This window comes from Pseudomonas sp. DR48 (assembly GCF_019823085.1).
Classification (GTDB): domain Bacteria; phylum Pseudomonadota; class Gammaproteobacteria; order Pseudomonadales; family Pseudomonadaceae; genus Aquipseudomonas.
Map to the genome: position 1 here is coordinate 4,916,610 of NZ_CP081946.1, position 25,831 is coordinate 4,942,440.

Annotated in this window: 32 protein-coding genes; 19 read left to right on the forward strand and 13 right to left on the reverse strand. The window is 57.5% G+C overall.

The window, feature by feature from the left end; genetic code table 11:
- Positions 1-7 precede the first annotated feature (7 nt).
- The 7 genes from catC (at position 8) to K5K95_RS22375 (ending at position 6,214) form a co-directional block, all read left to right on the forward strand.
- Positions 8-298, forward strand: a complete 291-nt coding sequence (gene catC / locus K5K95_RS22345; protein ID WP_222586144.1) for a muconolactone Delta-isomerase — start codon at positions 8-10, stop codon at positions 296-298.
- Positions 299-349: 51 nt separating this feature from the next.
- Positions 350-1,279 carry a catechol 1,2-dioxygenase gene (gene catA, locus K5K95_RS22350; protein WP_222586145.1) on the forward strand — a complete coding sequence of 310 codons (930 nt, stop codon included), beginning with the start codon at positions 350-352 and terminating at the stop codon, positions 1,277-1,279.
- 121 nt (positions 1,280-1,400) lie between these two features.
- Positions 1,401-2,360 (forward strand): AraC family transcriptional regulator, encoded by a 960-nt coding sequence (locus tag K5K95_RS22355; protein WP_315903112.1) that lies wholly within the window; start codon positions 1,401-1,403, stop codon positions 2,358-2,360.
- A 155-nt stretch (positions 2,361-2,515) separates the two neighbouring features.
- Positions 2,516-3,880, forward strand: coding sequence for a benzoate 1,2-dioxygenase large subunit (gene benA / locus K5K95_RS22360; RefSeq protein ID WP_222586146.1), 1,365 nt, complete (start codon positions 2,516-2,518; stop codon positions 3,878-3,880).
- Positions 3,877-4,365 carry a benzoate 1,2-dioxygenase small subunit gene (gene benB / locus K5K95_RS22365; protein ID WP_222586147.1) on the forward strand — a complete coding sequence of 163 codons (489 nt, stop codon included), beginning with the start codon at positions 3,877-3,879 and terminating at the stop codon, positions 4,363-4,365. Before benA ends, benB begins: the two co-directional genes overlap by 4 nt.
- A 10-nt stretch (positions 4,366-4,375) precedes the next feature.
- On the forward strand, positions 4,376-5,389 hold the full coding sequence (benC, locus tag K5K95_RS22370; RefSeq protein WP_208667928.1) for a benzoate 1,2-dioxygenase electron transfer component BenC: 1,014 nt from the start codon (positions 4,376-4,378) through the stop codon (positions 5,387-5,389).
- 51 nt (positions 5,390-5,440) lie between these two features.
- The gene (locus K5K95_RS22375) at positions 5,441-6,214 is read left to right on the forward strand and encodes a 1,6-dihydroxycyclohexa-2,4-diene-1-carboxylate dehydrogenase (RefSeq protein WP_222586148.1); all 774 of its coding nucleotides are present in this window, start codon (positions 5,441-5,443) and stop codon (positions 6,212-6,214) included.
- Between the two features lie 15 nt (positions 6,215-6,229).
- On the opposite strand, the gene K5K95_RS22380 is transcribed toward K5K95_RS22375, so the two are convergent.
- Entirely contained in the window at positions 6,230-6,592 is a 363-nt protein-coding gene (locus K5K95_RS22380) for an NUDIX hydrolase (RefSeq protein ID WP_222586149.1), read from the reverse strand.
- Between the two features lie 212 nt (positions 6,593-6,804).
- On the opposite strand from K5K95_RS22380, the gene K5K95_RS22385 reads away from it, so the two are divergent.
- Positions 6,805-6,996 carry a DUF2188 domain-containing protein gene (locus K5K95_RS22385; RefSeq protein ID WP_222586150.1) on the forward strand — a complete coding sequence of 64 codons (192 nt, stop codon included), beginning with the start codon at positions 6,805-6,807 and terminating at the stop codon, positions 6,994-6,996.
- 974 nt (positions 6,997-7,970) lie between these two features.
- Complete coding sequence (locus K5K95_RS22390; protein ID WP_222586151.1) at positions 7,971-8,399, forward strand: hypothetical protein; 429 nt, start codon at positions 7,971-7,973, stop codon at positions 8,397-8,399.
- Positions 8,400-8,420: 21 nt separating this feature from the next.
- Here the strand turns inward: K5K95_RS22390 and osmE are convergent, their stop codons facing one another.
- Together osmE and K5K95_RS22400 are read right to left on the reverse strand one after the other, a co-directional pair.
- On the reverse strand, positions 8,421-8,774 hold the full coding sequence (gene osmE, locus K5K95_RS22395) for an osmotically-inducible lipoprotein OsmE (protein ID WP_222586152.1): 354 nt from the start codon (positions 8,772-8,774) through the stop codon (positions 8,421-8,423).
- Between the two features lie 13 nt (positions 8,775-8,787).
- The gene (locus K5K95_RS22400; RefSeq protein ID WP_208667934.1) at positions 8,788-9,027 is read right to left on the reverse strand and encodes a hypothetical protein; all 240 of its coding nucleotides are present in this window, start codon (positions 9,025-9,027) and stop codon (positions 8,788-8,790) included.
- 179 nt (positions 9,028-9,206) lie between these two features.
- Between K5K95_RS22400 and K5K95_RS22405 the strand changes: the two genes are divergently transcribed.
- The 3 genes from K5K95_RS22405 to K5K95_RS22415 all read left to right on the forward strand — a co-directional run bounded on the left by K5K95_RS22405 (position 9,207) and on the right by K5K95_RS22415 (position 10,155).
- Positions 9,207-9,425, forward strand: coding sequence for a hypothetical protein (locus K5K95_RS22405; RefSeq protein WP_208667935.1), 219 nt, complete (start codon positions 9,207-9,209; stop codon positions 9,423-9,425).
- A 67-nt stretch (positions 9,426-9,492) separates the two neighbouring features.
- On the forward strand, positions 9,493-9,828 hold the full coding sequence (locus tag K5K95_RS22410; RefSeq protein WP_222586153.1) for a hypothetical protein: 336 nt from the start codon (positions 9,493-9,495) through the stop codon (positions 9,826-9,828).
- 105 nt (positions 9,829-9,933) lie between these two features.
- A complete protein-coding gene (locus tag K5K95_RS22415; protein ID WP_222586154.1) occupies positions 9,934-10,155 on the forward strand; it encodes a hypothetical protein in 222 nt (73 codons plus the stop codon).
- Between the two features lie 17 nt (positions 10,156-10,172).
- Here K5K95_RS22415 and K5K95_RS22420 read toward each other — a convergent pair whose 3' ends face one another.
- Both K5K95_RS22420 and K5K95_RS22425 read right to left on the reverse strand, forming a co-directional pair.
- Positions 10,173-10,403 carry a DUF6555 family protein gene (locus tag K5K95_RS22420; RefSeq protein ID WP_222586155.1) on the reverse strand — a complete coding sequence of 77 codons (231 nt, stop codon included), beginning with the start codon at positions 10,401-10,403 and terminating at the stop codon, positions 10,173-10,175.
- Positions 10,404-10,892: 489 nt separating this feature from the next.
- Positions 10,893-11,081 (reverse strand): hypothetical protein, encoded by a 189-nt coding sequence (locus K5K95_RS22425; protein WP_222586156.1) that lies wholly within the window; start codon positions 11,079-11,081, stop codon positions 10,893-10,895.
- 385 nt (positions 11,082-11,466) lie between these two features.
- Between K5K95_RS22425 and K5K95_RS22430 the strand changes: the two genes are divergently transcribed.
- The gene (locus K5K95_RS22430; protein WP_222586157.1) at positions 11,467-12,594 is read left to right on the forward strand and encodes a saccharopine dehydrogenase NADP-binding domain-containing protein; all 1,128 of its coding nucleotides are present in this window, start codon (positions 11,467-11,469) and stop codon (positions 12,592-12,594) included.
- Positions 12,595-12,596: 2 nt separating this feature from the next.
- The gene (locus K5K95_RS22435) at positions 12,597-13,085 is read left to right on the forward strand and encodes a DUF2269 family protein (RefSeq protein WP_222586158.1); all 489 of its coding nucleotides are present in this window, start codon (positions 12,597-12,599) and stop codon (positions 13,083-13,085) included.
- Between the two features lie 29 nt (positions 13,086-13,114).
- Here K5K95_RS22435 and K5K95_RS22440 read toward each other — a convergent pair whose 3' ends face one another.
- Both K5K95_RS22440 and K5K95_RS22445 read right to left on the reverse strand, forming a co-directional pair.
- A complete protein-coding gene (locus tag K5K95_RS22440; protein WP_222586159.1) occupies positions 13,115-13,492 on the reverse strand; it encodes a DoxX-like family protein in 378 nt (125 codons plus the stop codon).
- On the reverse strand, positions 13,489-13,941 hold the full coding sequence (locus tag K5K95_RS22445; protein WP_222586160.1) for a thiol-disulfide oxidoreductase DCC family protein: 453 nt from the start codon (positions 13,939-13,941) through the stop codon (positions 13,489-13,491). Before K5K95_RS22445 ends, K5K95_RS22440 begins: the two co-directional genes overlap by 4 nt.
- Positions 13,942-14,098: 157 nt before the next feature.
- Between K5K95_RS22445 and K5K95_RS22450 the strand changes: the two genes are divergently transcribed.
- Entirely contained in the window at positions 14,099-14,815 is a 717-nt protein-coding gene (locus tag K5K95_RS22450) for a class I SAM-dependent methyltransferase (protein WP_222586161.1), read from the forward strand.
- Between the two features lie 20 nt (positions 14,816-14,835).
- Here K5K95_RS22450 and K5K95_RS22455 read toward each other — a convergent pair whose 3' ends face one another.
- From K5K95_RS22455 to K5K95_RS22480, 6 genes are all read right to left on the reverse strand, one after another.
- Complete coding sequence (locus K5K95_RS22455) at positions 14,836-15,576, reverse strand: Mut7-C ubiquitin/RNAse domain-containing protein (protein WP_222586162.1); 741 nt, start codon at positions 15,574-15,576, stop codon at positions 14,836-14,838.
- A gap of 48 nt (positions 15,577-15,624) precedes the next feature.
- A complete protein-coding gene (locus K5K95_RS22460) occupies positions 15,625-16,413 on the reverse strand; it encodes an SDR family oxidoreductase (protein ID WP_222586163.1) in 789 nt (262 codons plus the stop codon).
- Positions 16,414-16,458: 45 nt separating this feature from the next.
- Positions 16,459-18,006: an amino acid ABC transporter permease/ATP-binding protein gene (locus K5K95_RS22465; RefSeq protein WP_222586164.1), complete on the reverse strand. Its 1,548-nt coding sequence runs from the start codon at positions 18,004-18,006 to the stop codon at positions 16,459-16,461.
- A gap of 64 nt (positions 18,007-18,070) precedes the next feature.
- A complete protein-coding gene (locus K5K95_RS22470) occupies positions 18,071-18,862 on the reverse strand; it encodes an ABC transporter substrate-binding protein (protein WP_222586165.1) in 792 nt (263 codons plus the stop codon).
- A gap of 47 nt (positions 18,863-18,909) precedes the next feature.
- Positions 18,910-19,980, reverse strand: a complete 1,071-nt coding sequence (locus tag K5K95_RS22475; protein ID WP_222586166.1) for an isopenicillin N synthase family dioxygenase — start codon at positions 19,978-19,980, stop codon at positions 18,910-18,912.
- A gap of 14 nt (positions 19,981-19,994) precedes the next feature.
- A complete protein-coding gene (locus K5K95_RS22480; protein ID WP_222586167.1) occupies positions 19,995-20,846 on the reverse strand; it encodes a sugar phosphate isomerase/epimerase family protein in 852 nt (283 codons plus the stop codon).
- A 699-nt stretch (positions 20,847-21,545) separates the two neighbouring features.
- Here K5K95_RS22480 and K5K95_RS22485 point away from each other — a divergent pair.
- From K5K95_RS22485 to K5K95_RS22500, 4 genes are all read left to right on the forward strand, one after another.
- Positions 21,546-21,686 carry a hypothetical protein gene (locus K5K95_RS22485; RefSeq protein ID WP_222590500.1) on the forward strand — a complete coding sequence of 47 codons (141 nt, stop codon included), beginning with the start codon at positions 21,546-21,548 and terminating at the stop codon, positions 21,684-21,686.
- Positions 21,687-21,974: 288 nt separating this feature from the next.
- Positions 21,975-22,835: a helix-turn-helix domain-containing protein gene (locus tag K5K95_RS22490; RefSeq protein WP_261398034.1), complete on the forward strand. Its 861-nt coding sequence runs from the start codon at positions 21,975-21,977 to the stop codon at positions 22,833-22,835.
- A 221-nt stretch (positions 22,836-23,056) separates the two neighbouring features.
- Complete coding sequence (locus K5K95_RS22495) at positions 23,057-24,601, forward strand: ABC transporter substrate-binding protein (protein WP_222586168.1); 1,545 nt, start codon at positions 23,057-23,059, stop codon at positions 24,599-24,601.
- Between the two features lie 178 nt (positions 24,602-24,779).
- A complete protein-coding gene (locus tag K5K95_RS22500) occupies positions 24,780-25,796 on the forward strand; it encodes an ABC transporter permease (protein ID WP_024777129.1) in 1,017 nt (338 codons plus the stop codon).
- Positions 25,797-25,831 lie beyond the last annotated feature (35 nt).

Here is a 25,831-nt window from a genome sequence, read left to right on the forward strand (position 1 = left end):
GAGCATCATGTTGTTCCACGTCAAAATGACCGTGAATCTGCCGGTCGACATGAATCCGGAAGCGGCGGCCAAGCTGAAGTCCGACGAAAAAGCCCTGGCCCAGCGCCTGCAGGAGCAAGGCAAATGGCGTCACTTGTGGCGTATCGCCGGGCACTATGCCAATTACAGCGTGTTCGACGTCGACAGTGTCCAGGAGCTGCATGACCTGTTGATGCAATTACCGCTGTTCCCGTACATGGCGATCGAGGTCGACGCGATGTGCCGGCATCCTTCTTCCATTCGAGAAAACGACCGCTGAGCCCAGCCTGCTCGGTTTGCTACGCCAATAATTACAAGATGAGGATCCCCCATGAACGTGAAGATTTCCCACACTGCCACTGCCCAGAAGTTTCTCGAAGACGCCAGCGGCTTGCTCAACGAGGCCGGTAACCCACGGGTCAAAGAACTGATTTACCGCATCCTGCGTGATTCGGTGAACATCATCGAAGACCTGGCCGTGACCCCGGAAGAATTCTGGAAAGCGGTCAATTACCTCAACGTGCTGGGCGCGCGTCAGGAAGCCGGATTGCTGGTGGCCGGGCTGGGTCTGGAACATTACCTGGACCTGCTGATGGACGCCGAAGACGCACAGGCCGGCAAGGCCGGTGGCACCCCGCGGACCATCGAAGGCCCACTGTATGTGGCGGGTGCGCCGCTGTCTGAAGGCGAAGCGCGTCTCGATGATGGCGTCGATCCGGGCGTGGTCCTGTTCATGCAAGGCCAGGTGCGTAACACCGCTGGCGAGCCATTGGCCGGCGCGGTGGTTGATGTCTGGCACGCCAACACGGGCGGAACGTATTCGTACTTCGACACCACCCAGTCCGAGTTCAACCTGCGTCGCCGTATCGTTACCGATGCCGAGGGCCGTTATCGTTTCCGCAGCATCGTGCCGTCGGGTTATGGCTGCCCGCCGGATGGTCCGACCCAGCAATTGCTCGATCAACTGGGCCGTCATGGCCAGCGTCCGGCGCACATTCACTTCTTCATCTCCGCCCCGGATCATCGTCACCTGACCACCCAGATCAACCTCGACGGTGATAAGTACCTGCACGACGATTTCGCCTATGCCACCCGCGACGAGCTGATTGCCCACATCACCTTCAGCGACGATCCGCAACGTGCGGCGGCACATGGCGTCAGCGGCCAGTTTGCCGAAATCGACTTCGATTTCACGCTGCAATCGACTGCTCAGCCGCAAGAGCAACAGCGTATGGAACGGGTTCGCGCTCTCGAGGACTGATCCTTTCGAGCCGTCGAACCGGGCCACGAGATAACGACCGTTTATCTCGTGGCTTTCTGCGTTCGACACGTGCGACCTAGAATGGCCCGACGTAATCGATAACAACAACGAGAGTAACCCGATGATGCACGCGCAACTGTTAAGTCAGCGCAGCAGAATTTTCGACCACGCCGACCCTTACGCGGTGTCGGGTTACGTCAATCAGCATGTCGGCAACCATTGCATCCTGATGCCCAGGGTCGGTCAGCCACTGGCCAGCCTGGATCACCGCAAATTCGCCAGCCTCGACCTGTGCCGCATCAGCTACGGCGCCAGCGTGCGCGTGACCTCGGGCGCGCTCGAGAGCATTTATCACCTGCAAGTGTTGCTGCGCGGCAATTGCCTGTGGCGCGGTCACGGTCAGGAACACTACTTTGCGCCGGGTGAGTTGCTGCTGATCAATCCCGACGATCCGGTCGACCTGACGTACTCCGACGATTGCGAAAAATTCATCCTCAAAGTACCCACCCGCCTGTTTGAGGCGGTGTGCGAGGAGCAACGCTGGCGCTACCCGGGGCAGGGCGTGCGGTTTCTGGAGAACCGTTATCAGCTCAATGAGCTGGAAGGGTTCGTCAGCCTGCTGGCGATGATTTGCCAGGAAGCCGAAGCCACCGAGCAGATTCCCCGGGTGCAGGAGTATTACGCGCAGATCATCGTCAGCAAGATGCTGAGCCTGATGAAGACCAACGTCATGCGCAGCAGCCTTGGCTCGACGTCGGCCACGTTCGAGGTGATTGCCGATTACATCGCACGCCATCTCAAACAAGACATCGACAGCGAAGAGCTGGCGCGCCAGGCGCAAATGAGCCTGCGTTCGTTGTACGGATTGTTCGAGCGCAATGCTGGAACCTCACCGAAAAATTACATCCGGCAGAAGAAGCTCGAGCGCATCAACCTGTGCCTGAGCGACCCGACCTGCAACGTACGCAACGTCACGGAAGTGGCTATGGATTACGGCTTCATGCACTTGGGACGGTTCTCCGACAGCTACCGCAAACAGTTCGGCGAACTGCCCTCCGACACCCTCAAGCGCCGGCACTGATCTGGCAAATTGATCATTCCCACGCAGAGCATGGGAACGATCATAAACCCCCCCATTGCAGTAAACGGATACAGGTCTGCACCCAGCGGATAGTCCGCCACATCCCCGCGTCCTAGCATGGCCCTGCCTGAATAAAAACAATGGAGGCGGCGGCCATGTCCCTGCGACCCGAATACCTTCACTCCCTGCTTGAAGATGACAAAGAGCAGGGCATCTATCGCTGCAAGCGCGAGATGTTCACTGACCCGCGTTTGTTCGATCTGGAGATGGAACACATCTTCGAAGGCAACTGGCTGTACCTGGCGCACGAGAGCCAGATCCCCAACATCAACGATTTCTACACCACGACCATGGGGCGCCAGTCGGTCTTCATCGCCCGCAACAAGGACGGCGTGCTCAACGCGTTCATCAATGCCTGCAGCCATCGCGGTGCGACGCTGTGCCGGCACAAGACCGGCAACAAAAGCTCCTACACCTGCCCGTTCCACGGCTGGACCTTCAACAACTCCGGCAAGCTGCTCAAGGTCAAAGACCCGGCAGCGGCGGGCTACCCGGCTAGTTTCAACTGCGAAGGCTCCCACGACCTGACCAAAGTCGCGCGTTTTGAATCCTATCGCGGCTTCCTTTTCGGCAGCCTCAAGGCCGACGTGGTGCCGCTGGTTGAACACCTGGGCGAGTCGGCCAAGATCATCGACATGATCGTCGACCAGTCCACCGACGGCCTGGAAGTGCTGCGCGGTTCTTCCAGCTACATCTACGAAGGCAACTGGAAGCTCACCGCTGAAAATGGCGCCGACGGCTATCATGTCAGCTCGGTGCACTGGAACTACGCCGCCACCCAGAACCAACGCAAACAGCGCGAGGCCGGTGACGCCAATCCGACCATGAGCGCCGGTACCTGGGCCAAGCAGGGCGGCGGTTTCTACTCCTTCGACAAGGGCCACATGCTGCTCTGGACCCGCTGGTCCAACCCCGAGGATCGTCCTCTGTACGAGCGCCGCGACGAGCTGGCCCGGGATTTCGGCAAGGCCCGCGCCGACTGGATGATCGAGAACTCACGCAACCTGTGCCTGTACCCCAACGTGTACCTGATGGATCAGTTCAGCTCGCAGATCCGCATTGCCCGGCCGATCTCGGTCAACCGCACCGAAATCACCATCTACTGCATCGCCCCCAAAGGCGAAAGCGACGCCGCACGTTCCAGCCGGATTCGTCAGTACGAGGATTTCTTCAACGTCAGCGGCATGGCCACCCCGGACGATCTGGAAGAGTTTCGCTCCTGCCAGACCAGTTATCAGGGCAGCGTCACCACTTGGAACGACATGTCCCGTGGCGCCGAACACTGGGTCGAGGGTGCCGATGAGGCGGCCAAAGAGATCGACTTGCATCCGCTGCTCAGCGGCGTGCGCACCGAAGATGAAGGCCTGTTCGTGCTGCAACACAAGTATTGGCAGCAAACCATGCTCAAGGCCTTGGCTGCTGAACAGTCCGATTTGATCGCAGTGGAGGCCGTGCAATGACCATCACCTATGACGCCGTGCGCGATTTTCTCTACCGCGAAGCGCGCTACCTCGACGACAAGCAGTGGGACGACTGGCTGGAAATGTACGCCGCCGATGCCTCGTTCTGGATGCCGTCCTGGGACGACAACGACGAGTTGACCGAAGACCCGCAGCGCGAGATTTCGCTGATCTGGTACGGCAATCGCACCGGCCTGGAAGACCGCATCTTCCGCATCAAGACCGAGCGCTCCAGCGCGAGCATTCCGGACACCCGGACCTCGCACAACCTGAGCAACATCGAGCTGCTCGAACAGGCCGACGGACTGTGCAAGGTGCGCTTCAACTGGCACACCCTGAGTTTTCGCTACAAGACCGTCGACAGCTATTTCGGCAGCAGTTTCTACACCCTCGATGTGCGCGGTGAAAACCCGCTGATCAAGGCCAAGAAAGTGATCCTGAAGAACGATTACGTTCGCCAGGTTATCGATGTCTATCACCTGTGAGGCGACCGTCATGACTCATTCCATTGCATTCAATTTCGAAGACGGCGTCACCCGGTTCATCGACGCCAATGTTGGCGAAACCGTGGCCGATGCTGCGTATCGCCAAGGAATCAACATTCCGCTGGACTGCCGCGACGGCGCCTGTGGCACGTGCAAATGCTTCGCCGAGGCCGGCCGTTATGACTTGGGTGAGGAATACATTGAAGACGCGCTCAGCGCCGAAGAAGCCGAGCAAGGTTTTGTCTTGACCTGCCAGATGCGCGCCCAGAGCGATTGCGTGGTGCGCGTGCCGACGTCATCGCAGGTGTGCCGTACGCAGCAGGCCAGTTACGACGCGACCATCAGCGCCGTGCGGCAGCTGTCGGACAGCACCATCGCGCTGTCGATCAAGGGCGAGGCCTTGAGCAAACTGGCATTCCTGCCGGGGCAATACGTCAATCTCGGAATCCCGGGCAGCGAGCAGACCCGCGCGTATTCGTTCAGCTCGTTGCAGCGTGACGGCGAGGTCAGTTTCCTGATTCGCAACGTGCCTGGCGGCTTGATGAGCAGCTTCCTCACCGGCATGGCCAAGGCGGGGGACAGCATGCGCCTGGCCGGGCCGTTGGGCAGTTTTTACCTGCGCGACATCCGCCGGCCGTTGTTGCTGTTGGCAGGCGGAACCGGTTTGGCTCCGTTCACCGCCATGCTCGAGAAAATCGCCGAGCAGGGCAGTGAGTACCCGCTGCATCTGATCTACGGCGTGACCAACGATTTCGACCTGGTGGAACTCGACCGACTCGAAGCCTTTGCCGCGCGTATCCCGAATTTCAGTTTCAGTGCCTGCGTCGCCAACCCCGACAGCCGTCATCCGCTCAAGGGGTACGTCACCCAACACATCGAGCCACGGCATTTGAACGATGGCGACGTCGACGTCTACCTGTGCGGTCCGCCGCCGATGGTCGAGGCGGTCAGTCAGTTCATTCGTGAGCAAGGCGTTGCGCCAGCGAACTTCTACTACGAGAAATTCGCCGCCAGCGCGGCTTGAGTCATGCCTGCAGGCGCCGCCCCCAAGCCAGTGTTTTTCCATGAGGTAGACATGAACAGATTTCACGAAAAAATCGCGCTGATCACCGGCGCCGCGCAAGGCATTGGTCGGCGCGTGGCCGAGCGCATGGCCGCCGAAGGTGCGCGGTTGATTCTGGTGGACCGCTCGGATCTGGTGTTCGAGGTGCAGCAACAACTGGGGCAGACCAGCCAGGTGCTCGCGCTGACGGCCGACCTCGAACAATACGAGGAATGCAGCCGCGTGATGCGCACTGCCGTCGAGCGCTTTGGGCGCCTCGATGTGCTGGTCAATAACGTCGGCGGGACGATTTGGGCCAAGCCGTTCGAGCACTACGAAGCACCGCAGATTGAAGCTGAAGTGCGCCGCTCGCTGTTCCCAACTTTATGGTGCTGTCACGCCGCGCTGCCGTTCATGCTTGAACAAGGCAGTGGCGCCATCGTCAACGTGTCGTCCATTGCCACCCGCAGCATCAATCGCGTGCCGTACGGCGCGGCGAAGGGCGGGGTGAATGCGCTGACCGCTTGCCTGGCGTTCGAAACCGCCGGTCGTGGCGTGCGGGTGAACGCGACGGCACCGGGCGGCACCGAAGCGCCGCCACGGGTGATTCCGCGCAACAGCGCGCAACAAAGCGCCGAGGAAAAGGTGTGGTATCAGCAGATTGTCGACCAGACGCTCGACAGCAGTTTGATGAAGCGCTACGGCACGCTGGATGAGCAGGCCAGCGCTATTCTGTTTCTGGCCAGCGACGAAGCCTCGTACATCACTGGCATGGTCATGCCGGTGGGCGGCGGCGATCAAGGCTGACGCGACAGCGCATTCTCACAGGCGACGTTGAAACGCTTTGATGATTTTCAGCGTCGCGTCGCTTGTGTTCAGGTTCTGCACCGCGTCCAGCGGATACCACATGCAATCGAAAATTTCATTGAGTGGCCGGGCCTCGTCGGAGTTGAGCACTGACGCCTCATAGACGTGGTGGCGGGTGCTGCTCGTTTCCAGCTCCATCAGGTACAGCAAACCGTCAACGCCCAGTCCGGTTTCTTCGTACAGTTCTCGCATGGCCGCGTCCGCGATGGTTTCGCCGCGCTCGACTTTTCCGCCGGGCAGCGTCCAGCGAGACCTGGGCTTGCGCACCAGGAGTACATGCCGGTCCTGCTCGCAAATAACGGTTGCGCGTACTTTCATTTTGTTACCAAACCGCCGCGTGTCATAAAAAAGACATAAAAATGCAATATTCAGGCCCGAGCCCGTATTCAAAGGGTTGGAGCCCTGGTGGAGGTAAAAAGTGCAACTCAATGACAAAACGGTGGCGCGACGTCTGGTCGGCACCTGAGCGTAGGGCGGGTGTAAGGTAAGCCCGTCAATGGCGGCGTATCACTGCCGAAAAGGAGGTGACTATGAGCGTTCCGATGCTGAATAAAATGCACATGAATGGTTATGACGTACTCAGCGTAAATAACGGGCCCTGGCGGGTATGCACCAAAGGTGACCACCTCGGTGCATTTGCCAGCAGGGAAGAAGCACTGGCGTTTGCTGCGGCACTTCCAGCCTATAGAGCGAGGTCGACTCAACGTCAGAAGTCAGAATGAGCCTGCGCTCAAAGCCCCCGTAAAGCGGTAATGCTGTTCATTTAAGAGGGTTTTGGGGGGTTGGGATTGGGGGGCATATCCGTTTTTGCGGTAACGGCGGCTATTGGTTCCGCTTTTACAGCGGGTCACTTGGAGAAGCGCCAAGTAACCAAGCGCTCTTGCCCCTGACGTTCGGTGCCTCGCCAAGGCTCGGCATGCCCTCGCTCCGGTCCTGCTCCGTGGGCCCGCCGCCATCGGCCATCCATGGCCGGGGGCGGCTACCGCGGCATCCTTGCCGCGGTGCCCACTGCGCAGAACCTGCGCTCGGCCTCACGAGGGGGCGTGCACCGCCAAAGCCAAGCGAGGCGGCCTGCGGGCCGACCTGGTTCTTCAACGCTTGCGCGTCGTGATCCTGACCCTGATCGTTCCCACGCTCTGCGTGGGAATGCATCCCGTGACGCTCCGCGTCACCCTTGCGCAAGACTCAAGCCTGGTGTCGACAGCGGAACGCAGAGCGTCCCCGGCGGCATTCCCACGCGGAGCGTGGGAACGATCAACGGCAACAGCATCGCGAGCAGGCTCACTCCTACATAAAGCGGACCGGCGCACCGCTGTGGCTCCTCACCACTCATCAGGTCGAGCGTTAGCTCGCCTTCAGCTTTTGATCTTGATCTGCCCCGTCGGAAGGCCGAACGCAGGTTCTGCGCAGTGGGCAACCCGGCATGGATGCCGGGTTAGCCGCCCCCGGCCATGGATGGCCGATGGCGGCGGGCCCACGGAGCAGGACCGGAGTGAGGGAATGCCGAGCCTAGGCGAGGCACCGTACGTCAGGGGCGCAAGCGCTTGGTTACTTGGCGCTCTTCCAAGTAACCCGCCGTCAGGGCGGAACCAATAGCCGCCGTTACCGCAGAAACGGATATGCCCCCAATCCCAATCCCAATCCCACCCCCAAAACTTTCTTAAATGAAAAGCATCACTGGTAAACCGAGATTTTTTTGTCGAAAAACCCGTCCGAGGAGGATTTGAAACCCACGATTCAGGTGATAGGGTGGCGCTTTTTACCCAGGGACGAATTCATGTTTAAGGTGCGATCGACTGTTCTCGCCGTGATATCGGCTATTTCTTTTGCTAGCCTGAATCTGGCACAAGCCCAGACCCAAGGTGAGATCCAGACCAATCAAAAGGTTTGCGATGTCTTCCGTACATTGGCCGGCTCAATCATGCAGTCTCGCCAGAATGGCGAATCCAAGGAAAGTCTGCTGGCGGTGAAATCGGGTAACCCTGACCATGACAAGCTAGGCGCCATGCTGATCGAAGAAGCGTACAGTCAGCCTGTCCTCGATTCGCCTGAGCTCAAGAGCACCGCCATCAATACATTCGCGGATAAATGGCGGAACACATGTAACCATCCCGTTCCCAGTTAATCGGCAAACGCAGCGAGCTGTTCAGTAACCCCCACCGCCGGTACTGTGCGAGGGCTCCCTGGCTCTTTCTTGTGCGTTGCTCCATTCAGCACAGGTCATGAAGCTTTTGTGGTCAACCTTGCCCCGGTCATCGAAGCTGATGTTGTACGCCTGCTGTTGCCCGGCCTGCTTGAGCTTGTAGTCAAAGCAGGTGCCAGGCACCACGGTGCGTTCGCTTATCGCTGAAGGCTGGCCGCCAATCTGCTCGACCTGATCCTTGCTCATGCCGGACTCGACTTTGGCGACCAGCGGCTGATCACGATAGACGTGTGACTCACTGCTGCAACCACCCACCGTCGCCAGCACGACGACCAGCACGAATAGAGGCGTGTTCATGGCAACGCTCCCGTCAGTGAGCTTTCGTTCGTCTGATCACCTTTGCCTTGACTTCTTCGGCATACCCCGCCAGTCGTTCTTCATCACCTTGAAACAGTTCGCACAGCTTCTGCGTTGCCTGTGCATCCACATCATTACCGGCCAGGCGTAGCTGCTCTGCTATGCGCAAGAGTTCCACTGCCGACCACCTCAGGTCCGACGCAACGCCTTGCAGGTCACGCCGAAGTTGGTTCTCATCTTCGCTAAGCCACATGATGATCTCCTGCAATACTCCGCTAAGAAAAGCGTAGTCCCATTTGGCCGCGGCGAATGTGTGTTCGTCCGATCCACGAGAAAAGGAAGGGCTTCCATTGGTCGGGAAGTTGCGTGGGTTCGAACCTGCGTGATGTCGTAGTGAAAGAGTGAATTATCGCTAGGGTGAGGCCATATCAAATGACGAATACCGACGATTTCAGATTTCATGCGCATGAGTTGATTGTTGATCTGGACGCTGCAACCACTGAAATGATGAAGCTGATTTCCGCCCATCAATTAAGCGGCCCGGAGTGGGAACGGGTCACTCAATGGCAACATGAAGCGTATGAACGATGGATGACGTATTTGAACAAAAGGTCATACCCCGATCCCGGTGAGAACAACATCAACTCCTGACGTTATTCCGATGGATGTCTGGACCGCTACGCGCTACATTTCCCGTTTTTCGGGATAAGGAAGCGTCATGCGGATGTGGATTGGGGGAATCGCGGTGGCGATGCTGGCAGGTTGTTCGTTGCCGGCATCCCTGGTGCCAGGCGAGCCTAACCTCAGCAAATACAGTAACAAGATACCCAAGGACTATGCCGCCTGCGTTCTACCGCTGTGGCAGCAGCAAATCTCCAAAACGACTCAGAGTCCGATTTCCAATGGTTACCGGATCAAAGCGCCGAGCATTATCACGGCTGACGAGATTCTGGACATTGTGAAATACAAGGACGGCAGTCACATTTCGCTGTACCAGGGACCGCCGTGGGCCAAGTCGGAGGCGATGCGCAAGGCGGTTCGCAGTTGCTTGTAGAAATCGCTCAATGGCGACTTCATTTATCAGTGCCGTATGTCGGAACCGAGGAACACTGACTGATCTGGCACTTTCCAAGAGAAGACTGTCCTTGGAAGTGTGGCGATGAATGACGATTTGAAAAAAGATGCCCTGGATACCTGGTACAAACTCTTGAACGAGCCGCAACTTCGTATGGATTGTGAAGAACAGTACGACGAGTTGCTCAAGGCCGCTGACGAGATGGAGCGTACCGGGCTGATCAACAGTGCGGAATGGCGCGAGTTGGTGCGGCAAGCCGGCACGGCCTTTTCAAAAGCCATAGAAGGCGTGGACGGCGGCACGTAGGTTGTCCATGCCTGTCTTTATGGCAACTCCTCCCAACTGACTTGCATCAACCCTGACGCCTGGGCGTGGGCTCGGAGCGCTTCCTCGTTTAGCTGATCGTGGTTTTCTCCATACGAAAGCCCGATCCCCGAGTGCAGGCAGGCGTAATACCATGCGTCGGCGTCGGTCATGTGTGAGTCGGGTTGAACGAAAATATGACGACTCTTTTTTAGGCTGTAAGTGATTTGAAAATGTCGACGGCGGATCATCCGATTCTCCTGGTGCTGCCACTACGACATTAGTGGCGTAGTGCCAGTTCCCTCGGTTTTCGGACTTTTATCAGCTTCCTCAAAACGCGAAGTTTTTTATCCCGTCATGTTCGATATTTTGGCAAGTTGACTCCGGAACTCTCAGCCCGCATGCATTGAAGGCACTCATTGTTGAGCTGCAAGCATTCCCGGTCGGCGTCTTCCCTGGTTGCATAGTGAGTGGGTAGTCGCCGCTTTTCTTCATTGTCATAAAGGTTGAATCCGACGGACGCAGTTTTGCAGTAGAAGCGCGATCCGTTGCGCGTCGATCCCGTTTCCGTGGGGATTGCAGGAACAACAGCGAATCTTGGAATCATCTTCACATACTCCTTTTCGAATTCCCCTTAACGTGTAGCGGCTAGTGGCCACTACCGCAAGGGTGCGCCTGAAGTATCCGATGAACAGGCCGTCCGCAGAAAAGGGCCGGTCGATGCCGGCTGTGGAGAGCCGTCAGGAGGTTGTATGGCGCCGGCCCAGGCCAGAAGGATTGGCGGTGTTTATCAGCCGCCTCTCGATCAGGATATTTTGCAGTGCCTGCCGCGCGACGGGCTCTAGCTGGTGCTCTCGCTTCTTGAGCTCAAGGAGTATCGGGCTGGACCAGGTGCGATAGGTTTTTTCAGCTTGAGGAATGGATGTCATCTATCTCTCCTTGATCAGGCGACCGCCAATGAATCAGGCAGTTTGGGTTCGGTAAATACCCTAGTCGAGGAAACGGATTTTCGCCAAAATTTTGCACTGCAATAGTGCATATGGTTGGGAATCACCTTCGGCGCTTCCACCACAGCCACGAAGCTACTTGCAGATTCGCCCGGCTACATACCTTGCTGTCATTGGCAGGTATGATCGCCCTTTCAAAATCGGCGGGCGTCTCCCAGTCGGCGTTCGCGATCCTTTCCAAAGGCGCCAGCGTTTCTCTGAATGAACTCGATGGCCCCCGACACCTGCGTAATCCAATTAGTGAAGCTCCGCCAACCCGGTCCACGGCGAGCGAGCTGCATGATCGTTTCATTTAGGGAAGAGTTGAATGGCACTCAGGGTGATGGTGATCGGCGGGTACGGAAATTTTGGCAGCATCATTTGCAGGCATTTAATTGCGATGCCAGGCGTAGAGCTCGTGATCTCGGGCCGCGATCCACACAAGTTGCAGCGCACAGTCAATGAGTTGAAATCCCGATCGGGCATCGTCTGCGAAGGTTGGTGCGGCGATGCCATGGGCACGGAGTTCAAGTCCGTCCTGAGCAAGATGAATATCCAACTGCTCATCCACACGGGCGGCCCGTTTCAAGGGCAATCCTATGCAGTCGCCGAGAGCTGCATCGACGCCGGTGTGAACTACTGCGACCTGGCTGACTGCCGAACCTTCGTCAGCGGTATCGGTGTACTCGATGCTCGAGCAAAACAGGCGGGCGTGGCGATCCTCAGTGGTTGCAGTTCGGTGCCGACGCTATCGGCAGCCATCATTGATCAACAGCGATATCGCTTTACACGCATCGACTCGATCGAACATGGCATTTCCTCTTCGGCCAAGATGCCGGGACTGTCTACCGTCGAAGGTGTTCTTGCCTACGCGGGCAAACCGATCAAGCAACTCAAGCACGGTCAGGTGCATGAGGTGTTGGGCTGGCAGGACCTCACGCTTCGCAAGATGCAACACTTGGGCACCCGGATGCTGGCCAATGTCGATGTGCCGGACATCGATATCTTCGCCAGCCGCTACGGCGCCCATACCCTGAGTTTCAAAGCGGGTGCGGGTCTGAAACTTGGCGGCGTCGCCAATTACCTCCTTGCCCAGGCAATGCGCAAAGGTTTGGTTCGTGACCATGCGCCTTGGGCCGCACGGCTGCATCGCTGGGGACTGTGGTTCGAACGATTTGGCGACGGCAAAAGCGCGATGTACATCGACGTCCAGGGTCTCGGTGTTGAAGGCACGCCGCTGTCCATGACGGCACAGCTCACGGCGTTGAATGATAAAGGCCCGGAAATTCCGAGCTGTGCGGCCGTTGCCCTGGCCGCGAAAATCGCCCAGGGATATTCGCCCGAGTCCGGTGCTCGGGCTTGCGTGGGCGAAATCACCGTCGACGAATACATGGCTGCCATCAACGACCCGGACAATTTGAGCCTGTCCGTACACTTCTCTGACGAGCAGCGCTGACCATGCTCTATCTGGGCCTGAAGTACATTCACATCATCGCCGCTGTGTTCCTGTTCGGATTTGGCATGGGGTCTTACCTTTACCTGATCGCCGCCAGCCGCACGGCCAACCCTCAAGTGATTGTGCATGTGGCAAGGATGGTCGTTCGGTTCGACACCTGGATTACCACACCGGCAGGCTTTATCCAGATCGTGACGGGTTACCTGCTGATGAAAGTTGCAGGACTGCCGTTGAGCACGGAGTGGATTCTGACGTCGTTGATTATCTTCCTTTGCGTAGGCTCGCTTTGGCTGCCGGTCCTGGTGCTTCAGAAGCGGTTATGCGTGATGGCTTCGAGCGCAGTAGAAACCGGGAACGCACTCGATGATGACTACCGATCCGTGTACAAGAAATGGTGGTGGATGGGCGTTTTCGGATTTGCAGGGATGTTTGTCATCGTGATGATGGTGACGAAAATGACGCCGGGGCAGTTGTTTCAACTATTGGTGTAGGAGGGCAGGCGGGGCCACTGCACCCGTGTTCACCTTTGCTCAAGCCTCGTGTTCCAGGCCACCGCACACAGGGCCAATCCCGCCACATTCAGGGTGACGGGATTGAAAGCCTCTTTGAGCATCGCTGGATTGAAAATGGCGACATCCAGCAGCAAGCCGGCCAGCGCCGTTGCCGCAACGATCAACGGCAAGGCACTGCGCCGAGCCAGTAATAACCACAACGCCAGGCCAATCTCCGCAGCGCCAGCAGCATAGGCAAACATCTCCACCTGCGTGATGCCGTGGGCCTGGATCATGGTTCGCTCGCCTTGACTCAGCCACAGCAGCTTGGGCACCAAGCCGTGATAGGCAAACATGAAAACCAGGCTGCCTCGGGCGATCCAGTGGAGCCGTTTGAGCGCACTCATTTGGGTGCTTTCAAGAAGCGCTGTTCATGGTCGGGATTAGGTAAAAGGCATGTGTCGTATTTTCCAAAGAGCCAATACCGATTCAACGCAATACGATCGTAGGCCCAGTCGCGTAACCAGCGCGGGCAGCCGCGCAAAAGCATCACTGCACGCCAACGTCCGGGCAGCAGGGCAGCGACTTCGAAGAAGGCATCGGAACGTGTCCAGTAATCCCGGTCGCGGATCACCGCCATGGTATCGAATTGATCCAGGGGTAAATCCGCCCACGCTAGCAACGCCTGACCTTCGGGTGACTGCACTGAGGCCAGCCGCACGAGTCGCTGGAGGTCGTGGCGGATAAGGAGCTTTGCCCAGCCATTGCACAACTTGCATACGCCGTCGAACAGGACAACGGTCTCACCCTGTTTGAGTAACGGAGCGGGTGAGGGGCGGGTTTGATGCTTTGGCATAGGGAGGTCCGTTGGGAGCTGATTGATCAATTTTCATAGCGATAGAATCCCAGCGTTTCAACCATACATTCCTTACAGGAATGCAGCACATAAAATTAATGAATTTTTATTATTTCAACGTGTGGCGTAGCTTGATTTCAGGACATGGAGAACCGCCTTGAAAACATCCTCTCTCAACGCAGCCGAAAAATTTGATACCTCCCGCGCCAATGAGTACGGGCGGCAGAGCCGTATTGCGCTCGCGGGATACGACGCCTGCCAGGACTTGGCGGCCTGCATGCTGGCGGCAAGCCTTGGCCCTGCAGACTCGGCAAACATACTGGTGGTGGGCGCTGGTGGTACGGCGCAGGAAATTATCGCCATGGCCAGGCTTGAACCGGGTTGGCGCTTCACCGCCGTTGATCCATCCGAGCCGATGCTTGAAGCCGCGAAGCAGCAGCTGGACGCCAACAACTTCCTTGAAAGAACGGACCTGCATCTTGGTCATGTTGAAGACTTGGTAGCAGACGAATCATACGATGCAGCCACCCTGATCGGCGTACTGCATCATCTGGAAGGGGAGGACGCCAAGCGACAAATTCTACGATCCATTCGGGCTCATCTAAGGCCGGATGCGCCGCTGATTGTCGCTGGCAATCAGTACGCTTATGCCAGTCAGCCGTTACTGTTGGCCGCTTGGGGGCAGCGTTGGCGGCAGCATGGCGCCAGTCCGGACGAGGTGAAAGCCAAGCTTGGGAAAATTCTTCAAGGCGCCGATCCTCCGCACTCCGAAGCAGCGGTTCAAAAGCTGTTGCATGACGTCGGATTTGGCGACGCTACCCGATTCTTCAGCAGCCTTTTCTGGGGGGCATGGTTGACGCGCAAAGTGGCTTGAAGCAGCCGGCCGATGTTTGGCTATCGACCCAGTAGCGGTGCCAGCAGCGCACACATGCCGCGCCAGTGCGAGCCCTCCCAATAAATCCGCTGACAGGCGTCGCAGCGCACGAAGTGCGAATAGAGGGCGCCAACGCGGGGCGGCACTCGCGCCCGGGCCAGTTCCGGGCTGATCTCGTGCAGCGGCAGATTGCAATGCAGGCACAGGCTGAAGGGCCGCGCGCTTCGCGCCAGGTCGAGGCGCTCGTAGATTTCGCGCAGTTGCAGGGATGGTTTCAGTGCATGTACGTAGCAGCCGTGGCTGATGATGCGCCGCTTGAGCAGATCGCGGTCGCGGGTCAGCACGATGCGTCCTTGCCGGGCAGCGATCTCGGCGATCTGGCCATCCTCGAAGGCGTTGTCGTAGAGGGTGTCGAAGCCGCTCATGCGCAGCAGGCTGGCCAGTCCGCCCAGGTGCGCGTCAGCGACGAAGCGCAGCACCCGTAGCGGTTGCGCGCGAACCTTTAGCAACGGACTGATATCCAGCGCTTCGAACTTGGGATACACCGCCAGCCGGTCACCGTCTATGACCAACCGTTCGAAGCCCACTGACTCGCCGTTGAGCAATACCAGTTCGACCTCCGTGTGCGGTATCCCGAGCGCCTCGATCATGTGTTTGACCGTCGCCCCTTGCGCGCACTCGCAGGTGAATGACTGCCGCCGCCGTTCGGCCGGCAGGAAATCGTTGAGCTCCTCGTAGAAGCGGAAGGTTGCACGGGTCATGCTCAACAGTATGGCAGGGCAGCTGAAAAGCCGCCCCGCCTGCTGCCATTATTGGCTGGAGCGAATGGCCCCACCATCGATCAGCAAGTTCTGCCCGGTCAGGTAGCTTGCATGACGGCTGCAAACGAAGGCGCACAGCGCGCCGAATTCCTCGGGTGTGCCGAAGCGTTTGGCAGGGATTTCGCTGCGGCATTCGTCGAGGAAAGCCTCACTGTCTTGCCCCATCTCCTGGGCCGCGGCGACCAGGTTGTCACGCAGTCGATCGGTGTCGAAGGAGCCCGGTTGCAGGTTGTTGATCGTCACGTTGCGACTGGCAATGTTCTCTTGTCGGGCCAGCCCCGCGATAAACCCCGTCAGGCCACTGCGCGCGCCATTGGACAGGCCCAGGCTTTCGATAGGGGACTTCACGGCACTCGAGGTGATGTTGATGATTCGGCCAAATCCGCGAGCCGCCATACCGTCCACCGTTGCCTTGATCAACTCGATGGGCGTGAGCATGTTGGCATCCAGCGCCTTGAGCCAGGCATCGCGGTTCCATTCGCGAAAATCCCCGGGAGGAGGGCCGCCAGCGTTGTTGATCAAGATATCGAAATGCTCATGGGCGTTGAGCGCTGCGGCCCGTCCCTCAGGCGTCGAAATGTCTCCGGCGACGGCGATGACCGTCACCTCAGGATTGATCGCTCTGAGCTGGCGGGCTGTTTCATTCAGCGTCTGTTCGCCCCGCGCAGTGATCACCACGTTCACGCCTTCGTGGACGAGTGCCTCTGCGCAAGCTTTACCCAGACCTTTGCTGGCCGCGCACACCAGCGCCCAGCGTCCTGCGATTCCAAGATTCATGCGTGTTTTCCTGAATGAACAAAGCTCAAAAAAGAGTTTTCCTGATCATGCATGATCCGCTGCGACCGGCGTGTTTGGCGCTCGAACACCGATGCCCATAAAGCGCCGCACGCGTTCTCCTTCGGCATCGCAGCGAATGGTTTCAGGTGCGGCATCGAGTTGAATATTGCCGTTTTCCATGAAAATCACCCGATCGGAAATCGACATCGCAAAGTCCATTTCGTGGGTCACGATGACCATGGTCATGCCTTCTTTGGCCAGGTCGCGGATCACGTTGAGCACGTCGTTGACCAGTTCCGGGTCGAGGGCCGAGGTCGGCTCGTCGAACAGCATGATCTGCGGCTCCATGGCCAGGGCCCGAGCGATCGCCACGCGCTGTTGCTGTCCGCCGGAGAGCTGGTGCGGGTACTTGTGGGCATGGGCCAGCAGGCCGACCTTGTCCAGTAGCGCATAAGCACGATGTTCACTCAGCTCGCCCGGCTGACCGTGGTAACGCGGGGCCAGCGTGACGTTGTCGAGAATGGTGCGGTGCGGGAACAGGTTGAAGTTCTGGAACACCATGCCGATGTGGCGCACGCCTTTGCGCAGGCGCGAGCTGTTGGGTTTGTCCGAGGCTTCGATGAATTTTTCGCCGAACAACAGAATGTCACCGGTATCGATGCTTTCCAGGCCGTTGACCGTGCGGATCAGCGACGTTTTGCCAGAGCCGGATGGCCCGATGATCGAGACCACTTCGCCATATTGGACATTCAGGTCGATACCCAGCAGCACTTTGTGCGTGCCATAGCTTTTCTGGATGTTCTTGAGTTGCAGGATGGGCGTCGCGTTGTTGCCGACGGCTTTGGGCGCGTTGTCGGGCAATGCTTCGGCACAGGCCTTGAGCTTGGCGATGGCGGCCGCGTCGAGCGTGTGCGGCTTGCGGAAGTTCAGGTCCAGGTAGCGCTCCAGACGCTGCAGGAAGAAGCCGAACACGGTGACGATCAACACGTAGTACACGCCGACCGCCGCCAGGGTTTCCATGACCAGGAAGTTAGTGGCATAGAGGCGTTGCCCGACGGTGAGGATTTCGGTCAGGGAGATGACCGAGACCAGCGATGTCAGCTTGACCACCGTGATGTATTCATTGATCAAGGTGGGCAGCGAAATACGGAATGCCTGGGGGATCACGATCAAGCGTTGCATGCCGAGCAGGCCGACGCCCAATGCGCGCCCGGCTTCTTTCTGGCCCTTGGCGACGGAAATCAGGCCGCCACGATGGATTTCCGCCATGTACGCCGCTTCGGTGACCACCAGGGCCAGCAAGCCGGAGTAGAAGGGGTTGGACAGAATCGGTCCACTGCCGGGAAACAATTGCGGCAGGTTGTAGACGAACACCACCAGCACCAGCAACGGGATGCTGCGAAAGAACCAGATATAGACCGCTGCGGGAATGCGCAGCAACGGCGAATGGGACAGCTTGGCCGTGGCCAGGACAAAACCCAGCAGCATGCCGATGAACCAGGCCAGGGCACTGAGTTGGATGACTGTTATGCAGGCATGCCAGAAGTCCGGAAGGGAGAACAGGGAGAGAAAATACGACCAATCGAATTGCATGGGACACCTCGATCTGCCGCCCCGGTGCCGGGGAGGCAGATGACCAATCTATAAGGGCAGATTCTTAGTTGGCAGTCGGTTCTTCCAGGCCATATTTTTTAAGAATAGCGGCGTATTCACCGCTCTTTTTGGTCTCCTCGAAAGCCTTTTGCACGGCCTTGAAGGTTTCGTCGTTACCTTTCTTGACGAAGATGCCCAGGGTTTGCTGATAAATCGGGTGCTCGGTGGTAATCACCACGCGCCCGTTGGTTTTGTCCGCGATCATTTTTGCGGCGCCGGCGATTTCAACCTGGGCCTGAATGTTCTTGGACAACAGGGCCTGGGTCACTTCAGGCGCCGAAGGGTATTCGCTGACGGTGATCGCGCCTTTGTTGTTCGGCACGCAGTAGTCATCGGACAGCTTCCTGAATTCCTTGACCCAGGTAGTGCCCTGTTCCAGGCCCAGTTTCAAGCCGCACAGGTCTTCAGGTTTTTTCGCATTGATCTCGCTGCCCTTGGGCACCATGACGGAGGCACCGGTATTGGCATAGGCGATGGTCTGAGCCTGAGTCTGGCGCTCTGGCGTGATGTACATGCCGGAAATGACCGCGTCGTACTTGCCGGAGTTCAAGCCCAGGATCAGGCTCGGGAACTTGGTGTCGACGAACTCCACCTTGGCGTTCATGTGCTTGGCCAATGCCGTTGCCAACTCAGGGTCCGAACCCACGACGTTCTTGTCCTTGTCATAGGACTCGAAAGGAGGGTAGGTGATTTCCATGCCGACCTTGAACGAGTCTGTCGCGGCCATGCTCACGGAGGCACCGAGCATTCCGGCTGCCAATACAGCCAAGCTCAACAGTGTTTTGTTGTTTTTCATTTTTTACTGACTCCGGCGTAGGTAAGGGATGTCGCTGAAAACTTCAATCAGGACGGTTCAGCCTGATTTTTCAAATGTCCGAAACTGGCGGGCTTGCGTGCCTTGCCTGGCAGTTGAACTTCCCCATTGGCCACCCTTCGACGCAGATACTGATAGGTCTGCAGCGCCTGGCCATACATGTGTTCGCCGATCGTGATTTCTTCGTAGTCGTTGCCTGCCTGGGCGAACCCGGGCAGTGGTTTGATCTGGGTGTGGTAGTCGCAGGCATAAAACAACGGGAAGGAGTAACGCTCCTCCTTCACGCTGCGGACCCGGTGCGCGGTGGCAACGAATGCGCCTGCCGTCATCACTTCCAGCATGTCGCCGATGTTGACCACGAAGGCATCGGCAATCGGTGGTGCATCGATCCATTGTCCGAGGTTGTTCATCACCTCAAGGCCGGGTTTGTCGGCCAGGAGAATGGTGAAGCACTCGTAATCAGTATGGGCGCCAAGTCCCGGTGCGTCATGGGCTGCACCGTCGAAGGGGTAGTGGATCAGGCGCAGCTTGGACGGCGGTCGGGTGACGAGGCTGTCGAAGTAGTTTTCTTCCAGGCCCAGGGTCAGGGCAAAGCCGCTGAACAAGCGTCGGCCCAGGGCAAAGATCGCTTCGTAGTAGGCCTGCACCGCCGCCTTGAAACCTGGCAGCTGTGGCCAGTCGTTGGGCCCCAGCAACGGAGTGTTGGCCAGCACCAGCGGGTCATTGGGCGGGACTTCGAAGCCGACGTCGAAGGCTTCCTTGTGGTCTGGCTTGCCTTTGGAATAGACCTCTTCGCCTTCGGGCACAAAGCCCTTGTGGGTTTGCGAGGTGCCGATGTAGTGCCGCATCTTGGCGTCCAGGGGCTGGTCGAAATAGTCCTTGGCCGCCTGGCGCAGGTTGGCGATCAGTTGCGGGTCGATGCCGTGGTCGGTGATATAGAGGAACCCGACTTCGCTGGCGGCGCGCCCCAATTGTTCGGCCACGGCAAGACGGTGTTCAAGTTCCACGCTGAACAGACCGGCGATGTTGACCACCGGGATGCTGTTGAAGTTGGCTTTTTGTGGGTCAGTGCTGGCGCTGTTGTTCTTGTTGTCAGGCATGAGGCATCGACTCCCTAAGGATGGCTTGAGTGGTGGAAACGCTCGAAGTGTTTGCGCTCGGTCTGGCCCATCCACACGTTCAACGACCACAGGTCGGCGACCGGGACATTGGTGAAGGGCAAATGGTGCAGGTAGCCGTCGGCGCCGAATTCCGGGGTCAGGGTGCTGACCTGGTAACCACGGGCTTGCTGTGATCGCCAGATGCTTTCCCAATGCTGTTGATGGAACGCCAGTTCTTTTGCGTATTCGGGCGCCGCCGGGTGCGGCACTTGCGGCCCCTGGTCATAACCGACCCGAGCCTGAATATGGTGAACCCGCTCGACAAAAGCGCTCAGGTCATCGGCCGGGTCATTCAACAGGCGCTCGCAAGTCACGACCCAATGGCTGATGTCACTGGTGAACAACAGATCGGGCAGTTGCCGGATCAACTCCAGGGTCACCCAAGGATTGAACAGCGAACGCGAGCGGTGCGTTTCGAAACTGCAGACCTGTCCGTGCTTGCGCGCCAGCTCCAGCGCCTGGCCAAAAAACTCCACTTGCTGTGGCAAGGCCCAGCGGTCGTTGCCCGCCAGCACGTTGACGAAACGCGGGCCGAGTTCACCAGCCCAGGCGAGTTTCTGATCCAGGTCATTGAGGTGCACGGAGGGCGTTGCCGACTGGTCCGGCAGCACGTCGTACGCGGTGAAGACGGTGCTGATATAGCCCAGGCGATTGGCCCGGAGAAAGGCGCCAAACTCAGCCCGTTCATGGGCGTCCAGTGGCAGGCGTGCTTCCATGCCATCAAAGCCCGCTTGCAGCAACTCCTCAAGCGCCTGAGCCTTGCTGGCGGTGTAACCCCACAGCGTGCGGAAAATTTCCAGCTTCATCGGTGATCCTCAAAAATCCAGGGCCTACTGCAAAAGCACTTCAACGGCGCCAAGTCACCAAGCGATCAATGGTCAGCGGGGCAGAGGACTTCAGGTCTGGATCTCTGCGTAAATCTGATCCACTGAGCGATACCAGGCGGGTTCGCTGTGGAGCCGATGTTAGGCACAGGCCGAGCGGCGAAAGAATCTGAAAGTTCAAATGAATACTTCAGACTTTCATCAACAAATAGCTAGCTACTTATCTGGATTGAGAGGAGGGATTTGGTGGGTGCGTACATGCCTACGTTGACTATTAGTGCGAGGTGCCACTGTTACGGCATTATTTTGAAGAGTTCCAAGCGAAAGTGGGCTGTTGAGGGTTGCGCCTTTTGGCTGAATGCTACCACTCATGACAGATTGCGCCGTTACCGGCTATACAGTGTGGGCCCAGCGAATGGTTTGCGCGCCAGCTTCTGGCGAGTGGCTAAAAGCCGAACGCCAGAAGTGAGGAACAGACTGCACTTCGCCTGAAGCGGCGTGTGCAAATGCGCTGTGAAGTGGCGTGATGAAAGTACACGCTGACAGCATCCAGAAATTCAATTTCCGGCTCTCATGTCGCCCGCCCCGACACTGTGGCCGCGTTTATCGGCGAGCCACTGATGGGCACCGGCGGCATCATCGTTTCACCGACCGGTTACAGGGCGGGTGCCGAACTCGTCCATGAACCGCCGGGACCTAATCTACCCCGCCCTGATTTGCCGCCTCGACCACGCCATGGTCGCGGTCAACGGCATCAAGTTCACCGGCCACCCGATCCCGTTCGGTGGCATGAAAGCCTCGGGGCTAGGCCGCACGTGCTAGCCCCGGGCTCGCCCGGACGGATGGTGCTAACGAAAAACCACAGCGGTGACATCTTGGGTAGCAATAGGCGCGAATTACAAATATGCAGCCGATGGTAATTCTACCTAGGCGTCAGGAATCGCTGGATAAGCTTGTGTATTTGTTGAATATTTCCTCACCTAGTCGCTAAGGTCGGGTTCAATGCTCGCGTCGATCAGGGGTTGGCAATGCCGAGCTTCTGCGCCACTTTCAGGCACTGTCTTGCACTGAGCTCTTGAAGCCGTGACCCCAAGCGACGATTAGTTCAGCATGTTGTTAATTGAGGCGTTAGGAATACTCTTTATGGTGAGCTCCAGTTCATCCCAGTCGATGCAAGACTTCAGTCAAAACTTGCGCCTTCTCTGCGGATATTATAAGTCGGTGGCGAAGGTGTGCCGCTCCCTTGATATCAACCGCCAGCAGTTCAACAAATACTTGGGGGCGCAAGCGACCCCCTCGTCCTTTACCCTGCGCAAGATCTGCACTTTTTTTGGGGTGGATGAGGAGGAAATATTCTCCGAGCATGAATCCTTCCGCGCTCTGCTCAACAGGCAACGCACGACGCGAGAGCCGGACAGTGCGGTACCAGCCGGCTTTTTCCCGAGCTCCGCGCAGGCGTTGTCGAAGTACCAGGGTTACTACTTTGTCTATTTGTTGTCGCCTTCCGCGCCGGGGGAGGTGATCAAGTCGATTACCCGCTTGACCCGCTCCGGCGAAAAGATGCTGAGTAAAACATACGAGCGGATGAGGTTGGGCGATGACCAGCTGAAGAGTTTCGGCATCAATAAATATCGTGGGTTCTGCTTTGCCTCATCGGATCTGATTTACATCGTAGAGCGCGAGTACCTCTCGTCCCGGGGCTATATCTGGTCAGCGATTTATCCCTCCTACCGTAGTCGTTTCCGTTTTCTCAACGGCTTGGTACTCGGCGTTTCGGGTGACAATTTCCGCCGTCCTTTTGGTGCCCATATTGTATTTGAGTACCTAGGCGAGTCGATCGACCTGCGTAACGCTCTCACCAGTTGCAGCTGTTTTCCGATTGATGCCCCTGAGATTCCCGACGAGGTGAGGGCGCGGCTGCTGGTACATCCATCAGAAGGTGAGTTCAACCTGGTTCCTCCGCTGTTTTAGTCTTTTTTAAAATAGACGCTAGGTGACGCTTCTGGGCGTCATCTGGCGTTTTTTTCTTCGTGCTCGCGAAATTGAGCTGGTCGTGCGGCAGATCGATAATGCCATACACCACTCAGAAGTCAGTTTCGTTAACGGCCAATCACATCATTCATTCCAGTTGAATGAGTTCCTGCTTCTACAAGTGATCCGCTGCGCCCACCATAAAAATAAGAGGAACATCTATGAGATTCAAAAGAACATTGATGGCGGGGTTGATGGCGCTGTCCATTACTGCGCCATTGACCAGTGGTTTGGTGTATGCGGCAAACAATACCTTGGTTGTCGCTGATCGAGCCTCTTTCAAGGATTGGGATCCTGCCTCGGCTTTTTCGGAGGAAGTGCGGGTACTTGGCAATATCTACGAGACACTAGTTGTATATAACGCGCCAGGCAGTGCGGAGGAGTTTTCCCCCGGGCTCGCCACGTCCTGGGAAAGCAGCGACAACGGCAAGACCTGGACCTTCAAGCTGCGGCACGGCGTTAAATTTCATGATGGTTCGGCCTTTAATGCCGCAGCCGTCAAAAAGTCCATTGATTACGTCAAGCAGCTGAAACAGGGCGCTGCATTTGTATGGAACGGTCTGGATACCGTCGAGGCCCTCGCTGACGATACGGTAGTGCTCAAGTTTAAGAGTCCCACTCCGGCCAATCTGATCGCGGCAGGTCAGTATGCCGCTTACATCATTGCCCCGGCGGCGGTGGAGAAAGGGCATGACTGGATGATGGCTCCCAACGCCATCGGTACCGGTCCCTATAAGCTTGGGCAGGTCGAACCGGGCCAGCAAGTGGTGCTTGAGCGTTTCGATGGCTACTGGGGAGGTTGGAAAGAAGGGCAGTTTGATCGGGTCATCGTGAAGGTCGTGTCCGAAGCCTCCACCCGTACCCAGATGATTAAAAATGGCGAGGCCGGTGTCGCCTGGGATATCCCTCTTGATCAGCTCAAGGTGTTGGGAGAGGACCCCTCCATCAAGGTGAGCACCGCGCCTTCGTGGAAGAACTTTCAATTTTTGATCAATACCCAGAAGTACCCTACGAACAACTTGGCATTTCGTCAGGCGCTGCAGTACCTCTGGGACTATGAAAGTGTCACCAAAGATATTTTGCATGGCTACGGCAGTGTTCCCAAGGGGCCTTTGCCCACCAGTATCTGGGGGCATGCCAGCGTGCCTATGGCCTCTTACGATCTGGATAAAGCCCGGCAATTGTTGGAGGCCTCCGGTGTACCTAAGCAGGACTGGAAGGTCTCGATGCAGTACATCAGTGGCATCTATGCAAACGCTGCAGAACTATTCCAGGCGACGGCGTCTCAGGTTGGCGTTGAGGTGGAGTTACTCCCCGGCGAGTGGGGTGTGATCTGGGATAAGGCAAAGAAGCTGGATACCGCCCCCAACATGCAATCTATGGCTTGGTGGCCGACGTATCCGACACCCAGCGATTGGCTTTTCAGTGAGTTCCATACAGAGAAAACCACGCTATTCAATCTGTCTCACTACAGCAACCCAAGCTTTGATCAGTTGATCGAAGAGGCGGCGGCGCTAGAAGGCAGTGATCGGGCCAAATCCACTGAAAAGTACGTGCAGGCCCAGCAGCTACTGGCCAAGGACGCCCCTGCGATCTGGTACGCCGACGTGCAGCAGATACGCGTCTCCCGCAAAGACATTAAGGGTATGGAAAAGAGCCTGAATCCTGCTTATGAGGCGATTCTCTATTACAACTTGAATCGTTGAATGCTGAGTCGTCCTTGATGAAGTGGTACCTGTAACGCCTGATTTGCCATGTAAATCGATAACCGGGCAGTTAGTTAATTTGCCTGGTTATTCCCTCAAGGGTTAACCCGCTTTTGGGATTTTTATGTTGGGCGTAAGAAGTCAGGGTCAAGTTTTTTAGCCACAAGGGGTATTCCAAATGGCGAAGTATATAGCTCAGCGATTGATAGTGATGTTCTTCATTCTTTTGGGAGTGTTGACCATCACCTTCGTTCTGAGCCGAGCTCTTCCGGGTTCCCCGGTAGAAATGATGCTGGGGAATCACCCCACGGTGGAGCAGATTGCCGTCGCACGGGAAAATCTGGGGTTGGATAAGCCTCTGCCGATCCAATACTTCAATTACATCGGCGATCTTCTCCGAGGTGATTTTGGCACTAGTCTGCGCACCGGGCGACCGGTGGTGGAGGAAGTGGTCAGGCGGGTCGGCGCGACTTTTGAACTGACATTCCTGGCGATGTTCTGGGTAGTGGTGCTGGGGGTGCCGATCGGTGTCATCTCGGCGGCGCGGCAGAACTCTGTGGTCGACAACGTGGCACGAGCGGGGTCTATCGCCGGGACGGCGTTTCCAGTTTTCATCCTGGCCATGGGCTTGCAGTTGGTGTTCTACGGCAAGCTCAACTGGCTGCCCCTGCAAGGACGTATCGATGCTTCCATTCTTCTCGATAGCCCTTTTGAGCGTGTGACAGGCTTTTACCTGATCGACACTCTGCTGGCCGGTAATTTCGTAGCACTGTGGAGCGCCATCAAACACCTGACGCTACCCGTGCTCACCCTGGTCATCGTGACCTTGGCCACTGTCACCCGGATCACCCGAAACATGATGGTGGAGGTGTTATCCGAGGAGTACATCCGTACGGCCGTTTCTTACGGTGTACCCAAGTGGCGTATCCATTACGCCTATGCCCTGAAGGCGACAATGATTCCGCTCCTGACAGTGGTGGGCCTGACCTTCGGTTACCTGCTCGGTGGTGCGGTAGTCGTTGAGTTCATTTTCGATTGGCCTGGCCTGGGCGGCTTTGTAGTGTTTTCGATTGCCCAGAATGATTTCCCCGCTGTGATGGGCGCCACGCTGGTGCTGGCCACGACGTATCTGTCGATCAACCTGATCGTTGATCTCTTGTATCACCTTGTTGATCCGAGGTTGCGAGTCCAATGAGTATCCAAGACGTATCCCTGTCCATGCCCTCGCGA